General features: G+C 68.9%; 19 protein-coding genes. 11 read left to right on the top strand and 8 right to left on the bottom strand.

The annotated features are described in order from the left end of the window. Positions 1–43: 43 nt before the first annotated feature. Positions 44–256 (bottom strand): ChaB family protein, encoded by a 213-nt coding sequence (locus tag RKE25_RS11485; protein ID WP_311838233.1) that lies wholly within the window; start codon positions 254–256, stop codon positions 44–46. Between the two features lie 127 nt (positions 257–383). Between RKE25_RS11485 and RKE25_RS11480 the strand changes: the two genes are divergently transcribed. The 3 genes from RKE25_RS11480 (at position 384) to RKE25_RS11470 (ending at position 1,977) form a co-directional block, all read left to right on the top strand. Next, positions 384–713, top strand: coding sequence for a hypothetical protein (locus tag RKE25_RS11480; protein ID WP_311838232.1), 330 nt, complete (start codon positions 384–386; stop codon positions 711–713). Between the two features lie 198 nt (positions 714–911). Next, positions 912–1,118 (top strand): dodecin family protein, encoded by a 207-nt coding sequence (locus RKE25_RS11475; protein WP_311838231.1) that lies wholly within the window; start codon positions 912–914, stop codon positions 1,116–1,118. A gap of 25 nt (positions 1,119–1,143) precedes the next feature. Further along, positions 1,144–1,977 (top strand): universal stress protein, encoded by an 834-nt coding sequence (locus RKE25_RS11470; protein WP_311838230.1) that lies wholly within the window; start codon positions 1,144–1,146, stop codon positions 1,975–1,977. A 772-nt stretch (positions 1,978–2,749) separates the two neighbouring features. On the opposite strand, the gene RKE25_RS11465 is transcribed toward RKE25_RS11470, so the two are convergent. From RKE25_RS11465 to RKE25_RS11455, 3 genes are all read right to left on the bottom strand, one after another. Further along, the gene (locus RKE25_RS11465; RefSeq protein ID WP_311838229.1) at positions 2,750–4,027 is read right to left on the bottom strand and encodes an erythromycin esterase family protein; all 1,278 of its coding nucleotides are present in this window, start codon (positions 4,025–4,027) and stop codon (positions 2,750–2,752) included. A gap of 105 nt (positions 4,028–4,132) precedes the next feature. After that, on the bottom strand, positions 4,133–4,579 hold the full coding sequence (locus RKE25_RS11460; RefSeq protein WP_311838228.1) for an Hsp20/alpha crystallin family protein: 447 nt from the start codon (positions 4,577–4,579) through the stop codon (positions 4,133–4,135). Positions 4,580–4,711: 132 nt separating this feature from the next. Next, a complete protein-coding gene (locus RKE25_RS11455; RefSeq protein ID WP_311838227.1) occupies positions 4,712–6,004 on the bottom strand; it encodes an alpha/beta family hydrolase in 1,293 nt (430 codons plus the stop codon). A gap of 180 nt (positions 6,005–6,184) precedes the next feature. On the opposite strand from RKE25_RS11455, the gene phbB reads away from it, so the two are divergent. The 3 genes from phbB to RKE25_RS11440 all read left to right on the top strand — a co-directional run bounded on the left by phbB (position 6,185) and on the right by RKE25_RS11440 (position 9,992). After that, the gene (gene phbB / locus RKE25_RS11450) at positions 6,185–6,907 is read left to right on the top strand and encodes an acetoacetyl-CoA reductase (RefSeq protein WP_311838226.1); all 723 of its coding nucleotides are present in this window, start codon (positions 6,185–6,187) and stop codon (positions 6,905–6,907) included. A gap of 299 nt (positions 6,908–7,206) precedes the next feature. Further along, the gene (locus RKE25_RS11445; RefSeq protein ID WP_311838225.1) at positions 7,207–7,971 is read left to right on the top strand and encodes a response regulator transcription factor; all 765 of its coding nucleotides are present in this window, start codon (positions 7,207–7,209) and stop codon (positions 7,969–7,971) included. Next, positions 7,968–9,992 (top strand): PAS domain S-box protein, encoded by a 2,025-nt coding sequence (locus tag RKE25_RS11440; protein ID WP_311838224.1) that lies wholly within the window; start codon positions 7,968–7,970, stop codon positions 9,990–9,992. The genes RKE25_RS11445 and RKE25_RS11440 overlap by 4 nt, the downstream gene beginning before the upstream one ends. Positions 9,993–10,099: 107 nt before the next feature. Here RKE25_RS11440 and RKE25_RS11435 read toward each other — a convergent pair whose 3' ends face one another. Then, on the bottom strand, positions 10,100–10,819 hold the full coding sequence (locus RKE25_RS11435) for a cyclic nucleotide-binding domain-containing protein (protein WP_311838223.1): 720 nt from the start codon (positions 10,817–10,819) through the stop codon (positions 10,100–10,102). 198 nt (positions 10,820–11,017) lie between these two features. Here RKE25_RS11435 and RKE25_RS11430 point away from each other — a divergent pair, with 198 nt between their 5' ends. The 5 genes from RKE25_RS11430 to RKE25_RS11410 all read left to right on the top strand — a co-directional run bounded on the left by RKE25_RS11430 (position 11,018) and on the right by RKE25_RS11410 (position 14,036). After that, positions 11,018–12,049 carry a hypothetical protein gene (locus RKE25_RS11430; RefSeq protein ID WP_311838222.1) on the top strand — a complete coding sequence of 344 codons (1,032 nt, stop codon included), beginning with the start codon at positions 11,018–11,020 and terminating at the stop codon, positions 12,047–12,049. A gap of 232 nt (positions 12,050–12,281) precedes the next feature. Further along, entirely contained in the window at positions 12,282–12,476 is a 195-nt protein-coding gene (locus tag RKE25_RS11425; RefSeq protein WP_311838221.1) for a hypothetical protein, read from the top strand. Positions 12,477–12,553: 77 nt separating this feature from the next. Further along, positions 12,554–12,913, top strand: a complete 360-nt coding sequence (locus tag RKE25_RS11420; RefSeq protein ID WP_311838220.1) for a phasin family protein — start codon at positions 12,554–12,556, stop codon at positions 12,911–12,913. A 45-nt stretch (positions 12,914–12,958) separates the two neighbouring features. Further along, positions 12,959–13,522, top strand: coding sequence for a GNAT family N-acetyltransferase (locus RKE25_RS11415; protein ID WP_311838219.1), 564 nt, complete (start codon positions 12,959–12,961; stop codon positions 13,520–13,522). A gap of 46 nt (positions 13,523–13,568) precedes the next feature. Next, positions 13,569–14,036, top strand: coding sequence for a host attachment protein (locus RKE25_RS11410; protein ID WP_311838218.1), 468 nt, complete (start codon positions 13,569–13,571; stop codon positions 14,034–14,036). Positions 14,037–14,069: 33 nt separating this feature from the next. Here RKE25_RS11410 and RKE25_RS11405 read toward each other — a convergent pair whose 3' ends face one another. The 3 genes from RKE25_RS11405 to RKE25_RS11395 are packed head-to-tail and all read right to left on the bottom strand — an operon-like array spanning position 14,070 to position 16,967. After that, complete coding sequence (locus tag RKE25_RS11405; RefSeq protein ID WP_311838217.1) at positions 14,070–14,951, bottom strand: ribose-phosphate diphosphokinase; 882 nt, start codon at positions 14,949–14,951, stop codon at positions 14,070–14,072. Then, positions 14,948–16,543: a thymidine phosphorylase family protein gene (locus RKE25_RS11400; protein WP_311838216.1), complete on the bottom strand. Its 1,596-nt coding sequence runs from the start codon at positions 16,541–16,543 to the stop codon at positions 14,948–14,950. Before RKE25_RS11400 ends, RKE25_RS11405 begins: the two co-directional genes overlap by 4 nt. Next, positions 16,530–16,967 (bottom strand): CBS domain-containing protein, encoded by a 438-nt coding sequence (locus RKE25_RS11395; protein WP_311838215.1) that lies wholly within the window; start codon positions 16,965–16,967, stop codon positions 16,530–16,532. The genes RKE25_RS11400 and RKE25_RS11395 overlap by 14 nt, the downstream gene beginning before the upstream one ends. Positions 16,968–16,983 lie beyond the last annotated feature (16 nt).

Here is a 16,983-nt window from a genome sequence, read left to right as displayed (position 1 = left end):
TCGGCTCCGCGACGTGCGCGTGCCATGGCGCCGTGTGGCGTGCCTAGTCGCCAATCGGTACCCAGCGATCGCCACGTTTCTCGTATCCGCGCTTGACCGCGGCCCAGGCAATGCGGTGCGCGGCCTCCTCCTGGCGCGCATCGTCCGCATGGGCTTCGTAGGCGTGATTGAAGGCTTCGCGATAGATGTCCTGCGCGTGCTCGGGCAAGTGCGCCCGAACCGATTCGGGCAGGTCGGCGTTGTGTCGGTAAGGCATGGCCAGGCTTCCGCGGAATGGTGCTTCGCATCACAGCACGTGCCACGCGAGCGGAGCGTGTTTTTCAGTATTTCTTGACGCGATCGGGCGCAGGCTGAGTCGGTTCCCGGGCCGATGGAGGCCAACCATGAACCGCGTAACGCTGCGCCGTTCCACTCCCCTGTTCCTCGCGCTCATATTGGCCATTGGCGGCCTGCAGGCGCAGGACAGCATGCCAGCCCCCGCGCAAAGCGCCGGCGGGGCCATGCGTCACCGCGACATGATGATGAAAGACATGAACGGCATGCAGGGCATGCACGCCATGCCCGCGACCGTCACCGCCACCGATCCGAAGACCGGCACCGTCGACGTCACGGCCGGCGGTATGGCGCTGAAGGTGCATTTCCCGCCGGCGGCGATGGCGTCGCTGAAAGCCGGCGACAAGATTTCGCTGCACATGGGCTTCAGCAGGCCGTAACGCACGCTTCGCCGACGCCGTCCGCCCGGCGCGCCACGCCGGGCGCGGTGGCGTGCGCCTATCGTCCGCTTCGCGGGCTCGGGCCGGCTTTGATGCAGATCAATAAGCCACGGCGGGCCGGGACTACATTGACCCGGCCCGCCGCGGGTTCAGCCGCGGCGTCACCTGTCAGCTCGCCATCTGCAGCGGGGGTACGCCATGAACAACGTCGCCAAGACGATCGAGATCAATGCCGCTTCCAGCAAGAGCCTGGAAGACGCCATCCAGGGCGGCTTGCGCAAAGTCGCCGGCACCATCGACAAGGTCCAGGGAGCCTGGGTCAGCGACATCAAGGTACGCACCTCGCCCAACGGCGACATCACCGAGTGGCGCGCCTGCCTGCGCGTCACCTTCATCGTCGACTGAGGCCATCGCGCCGGGAGTGGGTGCCATGCGCGACATCCTGGTTCTTTCCGAAAGCTTCAAGCAGTGGTCGCCCGGCATCGAATATGCCGCGCGCCTGGCCGTCGCCTTCGACGCTCACCTCACGGGCACTTGGATCTGCGCCTCGCCGACGATGGCTGCGCCGTCCTTCGAGGCGCCCGACCTGATGGCCGAGCTCTACGACGCGACGCGCGAGCTCGAAGAAGAAGCCTACGCCGCCGGCCCCGCCTTCGAACAACGCGCGCTGGAGTTCGGCCTGCGCAAGGCGTCCTGGCTGGTCGCCGAAGGTTATCTCCCCGATGTGCTGGCCCTGGCCGGCAGCTGGCACGATCTCCTGGTGGTCGAGCGCACGCCCAATACGCCGTGGGGTTCGATCTCCGCCGTAGGCAATATCGTGCTGGGCGCCTCCCTGCCTTGCCTGGTAGTGCCGCACGGCGCGCCCACGCACGTGCCATCGCTGGAAACGGCAGTCATCGCCTGGAATGGTTCGGCCGAAGCATTGCGCGCGGCGCATGCGGCGATGCCGCTCCTGGCCCGCGCGCGGCGCATCGTGATTCTGCATGGAGAGCAGCGGCCACCGGCGAGCATGCTGGCGTGGCGCCCTCCGTTCGATCTGGCCGGTTATCTGTTGCGCCATGGGCTGCAGGCCGAGAGCGAGATGCTTGCCGGCGATGGCGACGAGGAAGTGGGGGCCGCGCTGCTGCGGGCGGCGGAAAGGGTCGGGGCGGGGTTGCTGGTGATGGGGGCGTATGGACATACGCGGTTTAGGGAGTGGGTGTTGGGTGGGGCGACGCGGTATGTGTTGGAGTATGGGAGGGTGCCGTTGTTGTTGCGGCATTAGCGCTTGTTGTTCGTCGCTGGCGCTTGTTTCTTGGCGTTTGCTTTGCGTAGGTTGGGGTGAGCTTGCGAACCCCAACGGGCGCTAGGGGCCACCTCGCCATTCCATTCTCGTCATTTTGGCGCAGGCCGGACGGAGCGCGTAGCGCGGAGAACGCCCGTAGGGCGGCCCCGAAGGGGCGAGCGTAGCGAGTCATCCAGTGATGACACGGCTCGGTTATCGCGGCGTGGTCGCCAGCCTGGTCTCGCCCGGAGGGCGAGGGTTTCGCTCTCCTGCCGGAGAGCGAGTTACTTCTTCTTTGCTTGCCCAAAGAAGAAGTAACCAAGAAGAAAAGGCACCCTGCGCGGCGCCCTCCGCAGCCTTCGCTGCTCCGGGTGCGTTGAGGGCTGGCCGGGCTTTTCGACAGGGCATCCTGCCCTGATCGAAAAGGCGGGGACATCCATGTCCCCGCCCCGCTTCGCGGGCCTGATCGTCCAGCCCTCACCGCCGCGAAGGGAACCCGGCAGATCAAGAGCGCTACGGAGCGTCGCTTCGCTCGCTCTTGTTTGGTTATTGGCTGCTTGGCGCGGTACGGCACTTCTCCTTCTCCCCTCCTGGGAGAAGGCGGGATGAGGGGCGGGGGCTCGCGGGAACGTAGCTAGTAGAGCCATACCGCCTGCGGAGCTCGAGCGCGAGCCTCAACGACGCACACGAAGCTTATGCAGCGACCTGAACCGCTGACATTCCCCATGCCATCCCCTCCCCCACACTCACCATCACCTGCCCCACCTACGCCTCAACCATCCATCGGCTCGACCGCACTTGTCTCATCCAGATGAAACACCGCGTCGAACTGCGCGGGGAGCGAAGCCATGAAGTAATGACTGTGATACTCCGTCTCCGGTCGGTACAGCACGCCGATCGCGCGCTCCAGCATCGGCACTTTCAGCGCCTCCCCAACCGGCCCGCCCAGTGGCAGGTAGAACCGTTGCAGGCGTGTGCGTTGAAACAGCCCTTCGTAGCTCTCCGGCAAGGCCACGCGAATCTTGCGGCTCTCGGCCTCGCCACCCCAGTCATGCGCGGCGGTCACGGTGCCCGTGCTGGTGGTGAAGCCGACGAGGAAAGCCTGTTGCGGCCCTAAGGCTTCGCGCACCAGTTGTCCCACGTTCCACTCGCCGGCGCGCGACATCTCGGTGGCGCGCGCATCGCCCAGATGGGAGTTGTGTGCCCATACCACTACGCGGCCGGGCCGCTCCTGCTTGCGCAGATAGGACTGCAGCGCGAACAGAGTTTCTACCATGTGGCGATCTCGCAGGTTCCAGCTTTCCGCGCGGCTGCCGAACATCGCGCGGTAATACGCCTCCGCGCTCTTCACCACCTGCGCGTTGCGTTCGGCGAAGAAGAACGCATCCGCGGCGGGGCGGCCGTCCAGTTCCAGATACGCGGGTGCGCGGCGGAGCAATTCGTTGAGGCGTTCCTGCACCACGGCGCGGGCGTCGGGGCGCAGGCCGGACACGGCTTCGTAGCCGTAGCGCTGCGGGTCGCGCACGTGATCGAGCGTCGCGTATTGTTCGCGCGCCAGCGCGGCCTGTTCCTGGTCCACGTCGTCGAGGTAGGCGATCACCGCTTCGGACGAGCGGTACAAGCTGTACATGTCCAGTCCATAGAAACCGATACGCCCTTCCGGCGCGCGGCTGGCGTTGATGTCGCGCAACTCGCGGACGAAGCGCAATACTTCCTCATTGCGCCACATCCACACGGGAAAGCGCTGGAAGTCGCCGAACGCCTCCTCGGCATCGGCGCCGCCGTCCTCGCCGCGGACGTAACGGTTTAGCCGGTAGGCATCCGGCCAGTCCGCTTCCACGGCGACCGCGTCGAAGGCTTTTTCCCGGATCAGCCGCAACGTGATCTCGGCGCGCATGCGATAGAACTCGCGCGTGCCATGCGTGGCTTCGCCCAGCAAGACCAGCGGACGATCGCCGACGGACTCCAGCAGCGCGTCGTAGTCCCCGGCGACACCGCCTAGGCGGATCGCGGTGCCACGGATCAGGTCGAGCGGATGGGTCACGGTCATGCGGCATCTCCACGGTGCCGGCCCGGGCACCGCCGCGCGCCGGCCAAGCCGGCACGCGAGCGGATGACCATGCTCAGGGCTGGCTCGCGGACGACGCCCGCCGTGTCAGCTGACGGTAACCTTGCGGCCGTTGCCGTTGTGCTTCTTCGGCAGTTGCAGGGTGAGCACGCCGTTCTCGTAGTGCGCGGCGGCCTTGTCGCTGTCCACTTCGCCGGGCAGGGTGAAGGAACGATAGACCTGGCCGAAGCTGCGCTCCGTGAAGATCTCGCGCTCGCCCTCCTTCTCCTTGGTCTCGCGCTTGACCTCGGCAGTAATGGAGACCTGGTCGCCATGCACCTGCACGTCGATGTCGCTCTTGTCCACACCGGGAATTTCCGCTTCGACGCGATAGGCGCCGTCGGTCTCGGCGACATTGATGCGCACGTCGGGCGCGATGGCCATTTCGTTCCAGCGCGGGCGCAGGCCGAAGTTGCGGAAGAAGTCTTCGAAATCGGTCGCGGGATCGATGCGGGCGATCGTCTTGAGGGGGTTCCAGCGGGTCACGTTTGCCATGGCGGTTACCTCCGGATCGGCAAGTCGGGTTGGGACGGACGCTCCGTGCGCGATGGCCGGAGCGCAGTCCAAGTCCGAGCATAGGCGGGCCCAGTGGTTACCTTTTGATGCAGATCAACCGGCCATCGCTTTTCATGCATGCAGCCAGCGGCCGAACCACGCGCTCGCCAGGGAAGCGACGCGCTCGAGCGTTCCGGGTTCATCGAACAGATGCGTGGCGCCAGGAACGAGCACCAGCTCGACGGTCTGGTTCATCGAGGCCAGCGCGGATTTGTTGAGCGCGACGACGTCGGTGTCCGCGCTGCCGACGATCAGCAAGGTGGGCGCCTGCACATCGCCCAGCACGGCGTGCCCGGCGAGGTCGGGACGTCCGCCGCGCGACACCACCGCGCGGACCGCGCGCGGCAGCCGCGCGGCCACCGTAAGCGCTGCAGCCGCGCCGGTGCTGGCGCCGAACAAGCCGATCGGCAGACGCGCGATGTCCGGCTGGCGGGCCGCCCACTCCACGGCCGCTTCGAGCCGCGCGGACAATCGCTCGATGTCGAAGCGCGCGGCGACCGCGGTGTCCTCGTGCGCGCCGAGCAGGTCGAACAGCAGCGTGGCCAGCCCATGCTCGCGCAAGGTCGCCGCCACCTGCCGGTTGCGCGGACTGAAACGGCTGCTGCCGCTACCGTGCGCGAAGATCACCACACCCGTCGCGCCCGGCGGCACTTCCAGGTCGCCCTCCAGGCGCGCGCCGTCGACCGGAATGCGGACGGCCTTGGCTTCGCCCTCTACCGCCGCGGGCTGTCCGAGCAGCCGCACCACTTCCGCATCGTCCACCGCGGGGAAGTCGCGGTAGTACTGGCTTACCGCCATGAATTCGCGCGGCGCCGCCACGCAGACCACGTCGTCGCACAGTGGACGGATGTCGGCCAGGCTGCGCGGCGAAGCGACCGGCACAGCGCACACCAGCCTGGCCGGGTGACGCGCGCGCAGCGCGACCAGCGCGGCCCGCATGGTGGCGCCGGTGGCGAGGCCGTCGTCCACCACGATCACGGTGCGGCCGGCCGGGTCGATGGCATGGCGATGCGGGCTATACAAGTCGCGGCGCCGGGCGATCACGGCACGCTGGCGCGCGGCCTCCTGCTCCACGTAGCCGGCATCGGCGCCCACGCGTTCGGCGTGCTCGGCTACCCACACCTCGCCGTCTTCGGCGACGGCGCCCACGGCGAACTCCTCGTGGCCCGGTGCGCCGATCTTGCGCACCAGCACCACGTCCAGCTCGCCGCCGAGGCGGTCGGCGAGCAGGCGGCCGATCGGCACGCCGCCGCGCGGAATGGCGAGGATCAGTGGATGCTGCCCGCGATAGGCGAGCAAGGGCTCCAGCAGCCGTTCGGCCGCGTGCTCCCGGTCATCGAAATATCCCTGGCGAGGAAGCGTCATTCGCGTCGCTCTCCGCTTGGCGGTCCACCCTGGCACCCGTCCGGACACGCTAGTCCGGGGGCTCTTATGGTGAGTTGACCCGCGTCAACCCCGCGCGATGGCTGTCTGAGTTGACGGGAGTCAATGCGCCCTGCCCGGCGCTTTGGCCTGATGGCGGCGTCGCCCGCCAGGAGTGCCGCCATGCCACGCGTCGCCGTCGTCACCGGAGGAACCCGCGGTCTGGGCCGCGCCATCGCCACGGGCCTGCTGGCCGAAGGGCACCACGTCGCGGCGGTGTACCGCGGCAACGAGGATGCCGCCCGGGCGTTCTTCGACGACACCGGCATCCCCGTCTATGGTTGGGACGTGGCCGACCACGCCGCCTGCGCCGACGGGCTGGCGCGCATCGAGCGCGATCTGGGGCCGGTCGAGATCCTGGTCAACAACGCCGGGATCACCCGCGATGCCATGCTGCACCGCATGAGCGAAGCGCAGTGGTGGGAGGTCATCCGTACCAACCTGGGCTCCATGTTCAACATGTGCCGCCACGCGGTCGGCGGCATGCGCGAGCGCGGCTTCGGCCGCATCGTCAACATCAGCTCGATCAACGGCCAGAAGGGCCAGCTCGGCCAGGCCAACTACGCGGCTTCCAAGGCGGGCGTCATCGGCTTCACCAAGTCGCTGGCGCTGGAAAGCGCGTGCAAGGGCATCACCGTGAACGCGGTGGCGCCGGGCTACTGCGAAACCGAGATGGTCGGCGCGGTCGCGCCGGAGGTGCTCAAGGGCATCGTGGAGGCGATCCCGGTCGCGCGCCTGGGCCTGCCGGAAGAGATCGCGCGGGTGGTCACCATGCTGGTGCGCGACGATGCGGGCTTCATCACCGGCGCCACCATCGACATCAACGGCGGCCAGCGCATGGGCTGAACGGCCTTCGCTAAGTCGGCGATGGCGGCCGGCGGCGGGCCTCGGTGTCCGCGAAGCGAAACGCGCACGGCATCCACGCCGGCGTACCTGCATCGATAGGTCATCTAGCCGAATAGCCGGTATGCGGCATCGCGTCATGCTGGCATGCTCCATGCCGACTACAGCGATGGGGGCCCCGGCGGGGTATCTTTCGCTTTGGAAGGAACCCTACGAGAGGGGACGTCCGGAACATCGGCAGCGGACAGGCCATGGCCGCCGCCGGCGCATCCCGGGCGCGCATGCCACCCAAGAGGCTTTGCATGTCTGTCGCGAATTCGGCATCGGATCAGGAGACCCGCCCCCAGCGCCTGCTGGTGGTGGAGGACGATCCGGACATCTCCGCCCTGGTCAGCCGCTATCTCGGCAGCCAGGGCTTCACCGTCGACGTCGCCGCCAATGGCGCCATGCTGCGCCAGGCGCTCGCCGCCGGTCCGGTCGACCTGATCCTGCTGGACCTGGGCCTGCCCGGCGAAGACGGCTTCGCCCTGACCCGCTACCTGCACGAGCACTGGCAAGGCCCGATCATCATCGTCTCCGGCCGGGGTGAGTCGGTGGACCGCGTGGTGGGGCTGGAACTGGGCGCGGACGACTACGTGACCAAGCCCTTCGACCTGCGCGAACTGCTCGCCCGCGTGCGCAGCGTGCTGCGCCGCTATGCCAGCCGCACGGCGCCGCCCGCGGCGGTGGTCGACGCCGCACCCGCAGACGGACTGCTGGAATTCGCCGGCTTCCGCCTGGACCCGGGGGCGCGTGTGCTGGTCGATGCCGACGGCAAGGAGATCCCGCTGACCACCGGCGAATTCGACCTGCTCAAGCTGTTCCTGGACCATCCGAACCGGGTGTTGTCGCGCAACGACATCATGAGCCGCATCCATGGACGCGACGTTGGCCCGTACGATCGCGCCATCGACGTGCAATTGAGCCGGCTGCGACGCAAGATCGACGCCGATCCGGACCGCCCGCCGCTGTTCAAGTCGGTACGCGGCACCGGCTACATCTTCACCGAACGGGTCCGCCGCACATGAACGCCTTCCCCGATACGATCGCCGGCGCGGACCTGTTCAAGGCGCTGTTCGACACGGCGCCGGACGCGATGATCGTGGTGGACCTGCAGGGCGAGATCGTGCTGGCCAATCCCCAGGCCGACCGCCTGTTCGGCTACGAGGAAGGCCAGCTGCGCGGGCTGAAAGTGGAAGCCCTGCTGCCGGAGCAGGTGCGCCAGGCGCACACCCAGCATCGCGGGCGCTACATGTCCTCGCCGCGGGTGCGCCCGATGGGCGCGGGCTACGAACTGACCGGCGTGCGGCGCAACGGCCAGCAGTTCCCGGTGGAGATCGGCCTGAGTCCGATCCAGACCAATGGACACACGCTGTTCGCGGCGTCCATCCGCGACATCTCCGAGACCCAGCGCGCGCGCCAGGCACTGGTGCGCGCGCGCTACGACACCTTCCTCACCCAGATCAGCCGGCTGCTGCTGGAATCGCCCAACCTCGACGTGGCCGTGGACGGCATGGCGGCGCTGATCGCCTCGGCACTGCACACCGAAGCCACCCTGATCCTGTTCCGCGACACCCATGGCAACGACCTGCACGTGCGCGCCTCCACCGGCCTGCCGCACGAAGTGCTGCGCGGCTTCGCCCAGCGGCTCTCGCAGGGTCCATGGATGGCCAAGGGCGAGAGCGGCCCGGTGGTGCTGTCGCGCACCGGCGCCGATGTGAGCGGCCTGCTCGCCGGCACGGCATTCCGCGACGCCGCCATCGTGCCGCTGTCCGATCGCTACGAACCCATGGGCCTGCTGGTGGTGCCGGCCCGCGAACCGGAGAGCTTCGACCACGACAAGCTGCACTTCCTGCAGGCCGTTGCCAACATGCTGGCCTCCGCCGTGCAGCGCAGCCGCAGCGAGGAGCAGCTCTCGCACGCGCAGCGGCTGGATGCGATCGGCCAGCTGACCGGCGGCATCGCGCACGACTTCAACAATCTGCTGACGGTAATCTCGGGCAACCTGCAGTTGCTGATGGCCTCGCTGCCGCAGCCTTCTCCGCTCAACGAGATCGTCGAAAGCGCCGCGCGCGCCACCGACCGCTGCGCCACGCTGACCAGCAAGCTGCTGTCTTTCGCCAGCCGACGCCGCCTGTCGCCACGCGCGGTGATGCCCGGCCAGGTGCTGGGCGACCTGCGCGAGATGCTGGCGCGCACGCTCGGTGAGCGCATCCTGGTAGCAGCCGAGTGCCCGCAGGACGTGCCGGCGATCTACGTGGACCCGGCGGAATTCGACGCCGCCCTGGTCAACCTGGCGGTCAACGCGCGCGATGCCATGCCGCGCGGCGGCAAGCTGACCATCGCGGTGACGCACGAACGCGTGGACGACCGCCATGCCAGCCTCAAGAAGCCGGCCGGCGAGTACGTGGTGTTCAGCGTGGGCGACACCGGCATGGGCATGACGCCGGACGTGCAGGCGCATGCGCTGGAACCGTTCTTCACTACCAAGGAAGTCGGCAAGGGCAGCGGCCTGGGCCTGAGCATGGTGTACGGCTTCGTCAAGCAGTCCGGCGGCTACCTGAGCATCGACAGCCAGCTCGGCTACGGCACGCGGGTGGAACTGCATTTTCCGGCCGTAGTGCCGGAGCCCGCCGCAGCGCCGGTCGCCACCACACCTGCCGTGCGCCAGGGCCACGAGACCATCCTGGTGGTGGAGGACGAGCCGGAAGTGCGCGGCATCGCCCTCGCCTTCCTGCGTTCGCTGGGCTATGCCACCCGTCAGGCGGCGGACGCGGCCGAGGCCCTGGAAGTGCTCGAGCGCTACCCGGACATCGACCTGCTGTTCTCGGACGTGGTACTGGGCAACGGCATGACCGGCGCGGAACTGGCGAAGGCCGCGCGGCAACAGCGGCCGGGGCTGCCGGTATTGCTCACCTCCGGTTACGAACGCGGTTCGCTGGACGCGGAGGATGCCTCGCTGAGCCGCGTGGAACTGCTGCGCAAGCCGTATCGCATCGAGCAGCTCGCGGCATCGGTGCGCGGCGCGCTGGACGGGCACACCAAGTAATCGCTTTCCAAGGAGCGACCAGCGAGGGTGCCGTTACCCACGTCCATCAGGCCCCAGACGGACGCCGGCCCCAACGCGGCACCCTCGCGGCTCGCTCCTCGGCCGGTTCAGCAGGCGCGCATGCCAGCGAGCTGGCGCAGCCCTGCATCGTTCAGCACGCGCACTTCGCGGCGTTCCACTTCGATCAGGCGCAGCTCGTCCAGGCGCGACATGACGCGGCTGACCGTCTCGTGCTTGAGCGCGAGGAAATTGGCCATGTCGGTGCGGCGCATGCGCAGGATGAAATGGCGCGCGCTATAACCCATGCGGGCGTAACGGCGGGCCACGTCGACCAGGAAGCTGGCCACGCGCTGCTCAGCGTTGAGCGTGCCGATGGCCAGCATCCAGGCGTGGTCGTTGCGGATTTCTTCGGCGAGCGCCGCGGTGAGGCGGGCCTGCAGTTCGGGCATGTCGCGGCAGGCGGCGAGCATGGCCGGGTACGGCAGCTCCCACACCTCGCCCGACTCCAGCGCGACGGCGCTGCACGCGTGCTGCTTCAGGCCGATCGATTCCACGCCGAGGAAGTCGCCGCGCATGCGGAACCCGGTGACCTGGTCGCGGCCGTCCTCGGCCAGCTCCACCGTCTTGAGGCAGCCGGACTGGACGAAGTACAGCGCGGTGAACGGCTGGCCGGCGTGATACAGCGACTGGCCCGCAACGACTTTGTGCCGGGTCACCTGGACGTATTTGCGCAGCTGTTCGATGTCCAGGCCCGCGAAGGCGGCTTCGTGCGCGGCACGCGGCAGGTTCGTGTCCGCGGCGGCGACGGTTTCGGCTTGCGTGCTCATGATCGTGATCCCCGTTGGTGGATGGCGTCTCCGGCCATGGGGAAGACCTTAGACGCGCTCTGTCACAGGGCGACGTCAGCACGGCAACGGTTTGTAACAGTGCGTAACGGAGAGCGACACCGCCCGTGTTGATGTGGCTCAATTCGACGCAGCGGCGGATGCGCATACTCGGCACCGCAACTTCCCGCACCGCCGAACATGCGCCATCTATCGCCCTTTCATGACATCGTCGCTGTCGAAGCCTGGGACGCCTGGTTCCGCTGGCGCGACGGCAGCCAGCTGCGCGACCTGGCCATCAACGACACCTGGCAACGCGTGGCACGCGCGCTTTCGCCGGCCGAGCCGGACGGCATGCACGCAAGGTTCGAACAGCAGCTGCTGGATGCCTGCCTCGGCTGGCGGCTGCTGCTGGACGAACGCCTTCTCGTCACCGCCGGCACGGACTCGCCGGACTGGCCCGCGGACGGGCTGGCGGCATCGCTCAATGCGGCCGTGTTCGTGCAGGCGCCTTTCACCGTGCAGGCCGCCTTCAGGCACGAGGCCTTCGAGCACACCGCCGAACTCGCGGTGCGCGCGCTCGATGACGCGGCGCAGATGGCCCCGAACGGCACGCGCCGCGCCGGCGCGCATCTGCGCATCGGCATCATCGGCCTGGCCGACGCGCTCGCCGAGCTGCGCCTGCCTTACGACAGTGCGCCGGGCCGCGCGGCCGCGCGCGACATTGCGCGCAGCCTGGCGCGCGGCTGCCTGCGCGGCAGCGTGCGGCTGGCGGGCGAGCGCGGCGCGGCCTTCGCTCTGCCGGACGTGCCCGCGCTCAATTACAAGCTGCGCGAACTCTCGCCCGAGCTCGAAGCCGAGGCCGAACGCCACGGCCTGCGCCACCAGCGCCTCACCGACATCACTTCGCAACGGCGGCTCGCGCTGCTGGCGAACAACGTGACCGACGCCATCGATCCCTTGCTGGCCCAGGGCTACGCACACACGATCTCGGGTGCCGATGCCACCCGTTCGGTCTGTTCGCCCGGCTATGCCATAGCCCTGGCCCAGCGCCTCCATGCGCGCCAGGCGTTGCGCACGCTGACCGGCGAACTGGACGCGCTGTCGTCCGAAGCCCAGATCGAGCTGCGCGCGGCCATGCAGATGTGGATCGACAACCCCATCCTCTACCCGCTGGCCACGCCCGCCACGGCCGAGACCGTCAAGGCGGCCGCCGCGCTCGGCGTCGTCTGAAGGCCGCGCCGGGCGGCGAAGCGGCGGCTGAACGTTCCCGCCTTGCCGCGCCCCTCACGCGCGGGTCACGGCCACTGGACGGCGCCGGGACGAAAGTACGGTTTCTCCTCCTTTTCAGGGAGCCACGCCATGGCCGAGAACGGTTTCAAATGCGGGCACGCGCCATGCAAATGCACCGTGTCCTCCGAAGGCGAATTCTGCAGCGAGCACTGCCGCAAGGCGGCGGCGAACCATGTTCCGGAAACCCTCTGCGGATGCGGGCATCCGCCCTGCGGCACCAGCCCGCAGGCCCGGCCCGAAGAGCAGTCAGACGGTTGACGGCTGGATCTCGCTGGCGCGTTTCATGCGCCGCTACGACCGCGTGCTGGGGCGCGCGCCGCGCAACGTGCGAGGCAAGCGCGTGCGCGGCCGCATCGGCTCCGCTTGATCCGCGTCAATACGGCGCGCGTCGCGTGAGCCTAGGTTGGAACGCGCGCCACCCTGTCGCCCACGAGGACCGCCATCATGACCAAATCGCAAGCCGCAGCGCCCAATGGCAACATCCAGGCCATGTCCGAACTGGCCCGGCAATCGCTCACCGCGATGTCCGGGGCCTATGCCGCCTGGCTGCAGGACGCCGGCAAGGTGCAGGCCGAGACCGTGCGCTTCCTCAACGAGCGCTTCGAGAAGGACATGGACCTGCTGACCCAGTTCGCGCACTGCCGCCGCCCCGAGGAGATCGCCGCGCTGCAAAGCAAGGCCTTCGCCGCACTGGTCAGCGACTACGCGCGCGAAAGTCAGACGCTGTTCGGCCTGCTCGGCTCGCTGTCCACGCACGGCATCGAACGGATACAGAAACTGGCCGTCCCGCCCTCGCCACGCTGAGCCGCCTCCATCGGCAGGCGCGTCTGACCCGAGCGGGAGGCGGCCATGACACAGACATCATCCTCATTCCCTGGCGCGCGCCCGACCACGGACGACCCGCCTACCCTGGTCGAGCACCTGCGCGACGGTACCGTCGTGCGCATCCGTCCGGAGCTGCCCAGGGACGCCTCTCGCGAGCAGGCGTTTCTTTCGCGGCTGAGCAGCGAGGCGCTGTCGTATCGCTTTCTTGGCCTGGTGAAGGAAAGCGGCGCGGCGACCGCGCGCGAGTTGACCTCGCTGGATGTGCCACGCGAGGTCGCACTGGTCGCCCTGGTTGGCGATCCACCGCTGGAGACCGAAATCGGCGTGGCCTGCTATCGCCTGCACGACGACGGCTCGCGCTGCGACTGCGCGGTGACGGTGGACCCCGCCTGGCAGAACAAAGGCGTCGGCCGCCTGCTGATGCGTCACCTGATCGGCGTCGCCCGCGCGCAGGGCGTGCGCTGGATGTACGCCGTGGATGCGGTCCGCTGTGCGGGCGCGCACCGGCTGGCCGAACACCTCGGCTTCCGCAGCCGGCCCGACCCGGAGGACCCGGCTGTGGTCACCTTCGAACTCGAACTGGAATGAATCACATGGCGGCGGCGCCCGGCGCCCACCGCCTGGGAGAGCGCACATGACCCACAGCACCTGGGTATTGATCACCGACGCCGCGCGGGCGCGGCTGTTCGAAATCTCCGCGCAGGACGGCATGGCCGAAGTGGCGTGCTTCAGCAGCCCGGCCCGGCGCACCGTCACGCCCGACCACGACTTCAACGATCGCCTGCCGCGCACGCAGGACAGCCGCTCGTCGCACCGCCACGCCATCCAGCCGCATACCACCGTGCGCGAAAAGGCCGAACAACAGTTCGCCCGCACGGTCGCGGACGAACTGGAGAGCGGCGCCGAGCGGAAACAGTACGATCACCTGATCCTGGTAGCGCCGCCACGCTTCCTCGGCGTGCTGCGCGAGCAACTGCCAGAGACGCTGTCCAGGCGCGTGGTCGGCGAGATCCAGCACGACCTGGTCTCGGCATCGACGCAGGAACTGAACGAGCGCCTGCGTGAGGCCTTCCCGCGGGAATTCAGGCACGGACCCTCCTGAATCCGCGGCAGGCGTGCGCGGCGACTTAGCGCCTCAGTGCGACGGCAGCGCGGCCGCCAGGTCCGCGCTCAGGTCTATCCGCGCCGTTTCGCCGGGCACGCTGTTGGTGGTGACCACGTCAGGCACGCCGGCCGCGCGCAGGCGCGCCAGCGCGTCGCCGCCGAACAGGCCGTGCACCGCCATGCACACCGGCGCCGCCCACCCGGCCGCATGCATGCCCGCGATGGTTTCCAGCAGCGTGTGGCCGCTGGAAATGATGTCGTCCACCAGCACCGGCTGGCGCTGCCGCCACAGCGACAGATCGGGCAGGCGCACGCGCACGTCGCGGTCGCCGAAGCGCTGCTTGGTCGCGACCACGGCGGGCGCCGCGGCCAGTGCGCCGACGCGCTCGACCCACTGCGCGCTTTCTTCGTCGGGGCCAATCAGCAGCGGCCGCTCCACGTTCTCGCGCAGCCACGCGGCCAGCGCCGGCGCCGCCGCCACCACCTTGCCCTGCGGCATGCCTGCCTCGGCCAGACTGTGGATGCGATGGAGATGTGGGTCGACGGTGACCAGCCAGTCAAAACGTTCCTGCAGCAACTGGCCGAAGATGCGCGAGGAGATCGCCTCGCCGGGCCGGAAGCGCGCGTCCTGCCGCATGTAGGCGAGGTATGGCGCCACCAGTCCGACTCGCGCGGCACCGAGCTCGCGCAGCGTGGCCGCGGCCATCAGCAGCGGCACGGTCTTCTCATCCGGCTGGTGCAGCGAACAGACCAGCACGGCCTCGCCTTCCGCCGGGGGCGGCTCCACCCGCACCAGCGATTCGCCGTCCGGAAAGCGGTGCACGTCCAGCGCCAGGAGCGGCGCATCGTGACGGCGTGCCAGCGCCTCGGCCAGCGCCTCGTTGCCAGGCAAGGCGTAGAAGGCACGCGTCATGCGCCGGCCGCCAGGGTGACGATGCAGGGATGGCGCTGGACGTATTCCATGGCGTAGGCAAGTTCGCCGCGGGTCTGTGCATGCACGGTGAACATCGGCTGCCCGGCCTCGGTGCAGTCGCCCAGGTGCACGTGCAATTCAAGGCCGGCCAGCGGCGCCATGGGCGCGCCGGCGAGCTTCGCCACGCGCGACAACTGCCGGTTGTCGATCGCCGCCACGCGGCCGGCCACCGAGGCGAGCACGGGATATTGCTGCGCCGCCTTTCCCGGTGTGCGCATGCCGCCCTGCGCTTCGCAGATCTTCTGGAACTGCACCCAGGCCGCACCGCTGTCCAGCGCCTGCGTCGCCATGGCGCGCGCGCTATCGCGGTTCCGCGTGACGCCGATCAGTTGCAACAGCGAAGTGACCAGCAGCAGCGCGCGTTCGCGCAGATCGGCCGGCGCGTCGGCGTCGCGGCGCAACACCGACAGCACGTCACGTGCCTCGAGCGCCGGGCCGACTCCGCGCCCGATCGGCTGGCTGCCGTCGGTAACCAGGCATTGCACGCGCATGCCGAAGTCCGCGGCGACGCGCTGCAGGCAGGCGGCCAGCGAATCGGCCTCGGCCTGGCTGCGCACCTTGGCGGACGGGCCGACCGGAATGTCGATCAATACATGCGTCGAGCCGGCGGCGATCTTCTTCGACAACACGGAAGCCACCAGCTGGCCTTCGCTGTCGATGTCCAGCGCGCGCTCGACGTGGATCATCACGTCGTCGGCCGGACTCAGCCCGATCGAGCCGCCCCAGGCGACGCAGCCGCCGGCACGTTCCACCACGCGGCGCATCTGCTCCAGCGACAGGTCCACCGGCGCGAGCATCTCCATGGTGTCGGCGGTGCCGGCCGGTGAGGTGATCGCGCGCGAGGAGGTCTTGGGCATGGCCAGCCCCAGCGAGGCGGCAATAGCCACCACGATAGGCGTGGTGCGGTTGCCGGCCAGGCCGCCGATGCAGTGCTTGTCCGCCACTACTTCGTACGGCCAGTGCAGGTGCAGGCCGGTATCGACCATGGCGCCGGTCAGGGCGCTGATTTCCTGCAGCGACAGATGGCCGTTGGCGCAGGCGGTGACGAACGCGGCCAGTTCCAGGCCGGAATAGCGGCGCGCAACCACGTCGCGCATGATCGCGGCAAAGGCGCCGCTGTCCAGGGCCAGGCCATGGATCTTCCCCCGCACCAGCGCGAGCGATTCGATGCTGGCCGGGTGCGCGAACATCGCGGACTCTCCCGGCTGCGGGTTCAATCGCAGCCAGGCTGGCTCCGAGAGCCCGGCCTCTTCCGCGGTGAGCATGGCACCGCGGACCATGTTGAGCCGCGCGAGCAGCTGCCGCTCCCCGATGGCGATCTGCACGCGGCTGTGCGCGCCGAAGCCCTCGGCGCGACACAGCGGCGAATCTTCGTGCAAGTAGATGACGTATTCGTCGCCGGTATCGATGCCGATGCGGCGCAGGCGCTCGTAAGGCAGCACCGGGCGGGGAATGTCCGGCAGCGTTTCCACCAGCGACGGACAGACGGCGCCGTGTTCCGCCATCGAGGCTGCCCCGTCAGCGCGGTTCATGATCGAACATCGGATCGACGATGAGCGCCCGCGCCAGGCTTTCCATCAGTTCGGCCATCGCCGCGATCACGTCGTCCGCGGTGACGATGGCGACCAGCGTGCCGGACGCATCCACCACCGGCAGTCGCCGCAGGCCGCTGCCGCGCATGATTGCAATCAGCTCGGTGAACGTACTGTCGTCGCGGCAGATCACCGGCGGCCGCGCCATCACGCTGCCGATCGTGGCGCTGTCCGGATCGCGGCCGAGCACCAGCGTCGCGGTCATCACGTCGCGCTCGGTGACCACGCCCAGCGGTGCGCCGCTGTCGCCCACCACGACCAGGCAGGCGACCTGGTGGCGATGCATGATGCGCGCCGCCTCGCGCAGGCTCTGCGAGGCCTCGGCCTGGATCACCCGGCTGGTGCCGATGTCTTTGGCGAGCATGGTGGCGCTCCTCCTG

It is taken from the genome of Dyella sp. BiH032, from assembly GCF_031954525.1.
Classification (GTDB): domain Bacteria; phylum Pseudomonadota; class Gammaproteobacteria; order Xanthomonadales; family Rhodanobacteraceae; genus Dyella_D.
This window is presented reverse-complemented; position numbering and strand designations above follow the sequence as displayed.

Excerpts from the sequence above, each read along its gene's own strand:
- RKE25_RS11485 (WP_311838233.1), bottom strand. The coding sequence starts at position 256 with ATGCCTTACCGACACAACGCCGACCTGCCCGAATCGGTTCGGGCGCAC.
- RKE25_RS11480 (WP_311838232.1), top strand. The coding sequence starts at position 384 with ATGAACCGCGTAACGCTGCGCCGTTCCACTCCCCTGTTCCTCGCGCTC.
- RKE25_RS11475 (WP_311838231.1), top strand. The coding sequence starts at position 912 with ATGAACAACGTCGCCAAGACGATCGAGATCAATGCCGCTTCCAGCAAG.
- RKE25_RS11470 (WP_311838230.1), top strand. The coding sequence starts at position 1,144 with ATGCGCGACATCCTGGTTCTTTCCGAAAGCTTCAAGCAGTGGTCGCCC.
- RKE25_RS11465 (WP_311838229.1), bottom strand. The coding sequence starts at position 4,027 with ATGACCGTGACCCATCCGCTCGACCTGATCCGTGGCACCGCGATCCGC.
- RKE25_RS11460 (WP_311838228.1), bottom strand. The coding sequence starts at position 4,579 with ATGGCAAACGTGACCCGCTGGAACCCCCTCAAGACGATCGCCCGCATC.
- RKE25_RS11455 (WP_311838227.1), bottom strand. The coding sequence starts at position 6,004 with ATGACGCTTCCTCGCCAGGGATATTTCGATGACCGGGAGCACGCGGCC.
- phbB (WP_311838226.1), top strand. The coding sequence starts at position 6,185 with ATGCCACGCGTCGCCGTCGTCACCGGAGGAACCCGCGGTCTGGGCCGC.
- RKE25_RS11445 (WP_311838225.1), top strand. The coding sequence starts at position 7,207 with ATGTCTGTCGCGAATTCGGCATCGGATCAGGAGACCCGCCCCCAGCGC.
- RKE25_RS11440 (WP_311838224.1), top strand. The coding sequence starts at position 7,968 with ATGAACGCCTTCCCCGATACGATCGCCGGCGCGGACCTGTTCAAGGCG.
- RKE25_RS11435 (WP_311838223.1), bottom strand. The coding sequence starts at position 10,819 with ATGAGCACGCAAGCCGAAACCGTCGCCGCCGCGGACACGAACCTGCCG.
- RKE25_RS11430 (WP_311838222.1), top strand. The coding sequence starts at position 11,018 with ATGCGCCATCTATCGCCCTTTCATGACATCGTCGCTGTCGAAGCCTGG.
- RKE25_RS11425 (WP_311838221.1), top strand. The coding sequence starts at position 12,282 with ATGTTCCGGAAACCCTCTGCGGATGCGGGCATCCGCCCTGCGGCACCA.
- RKE25_RS11420 (WP_311838220.1), top strand. The coding sequence starts at position 12,554 with ATGACCAAATCGCAAGCCGCAGCGCCCAATGGCAACATCCAGGCCATG.
- RKE25_RS11415 (WP_311838219.1), top strand. The coding sequence starts at position 12,959 with ATGACACAGACATCATCCTCATTCCCTGGCGCGCGCCCGACCACGGAC.
- RKE25_RS11410 (WP_311838218.1), top strand. The coding sequence starts at position 13,569 with ATGACCCACAGCACCTGGGTATTGATCACCGACGCCGCGCGGGCGCGG.
- RKE25_RS11405 (WP_311838217.1), bottom strand. The coding sequence starts at position 14,951 with ATGACGCGTGCCTTCTACGCCTTGCCTGGCAACGAGGCGCTGGCCGAG.
- RKE25_RS11400 (WP_311838216.1), bottom strand. The coding sequence starts at position 16,543 with ATGAACCGCGCTGACGGGGCAGCCTCGATGGCGGAACACGGCGCCGTC.
- RKE25_RS11395 (WP_311838215.1), bottom strand. The coding sequence starts at position 16,967 with ATGCTCGCCAAAGACATCGGCACCAGCCGGGTGATCCAGGCCGAGGCC.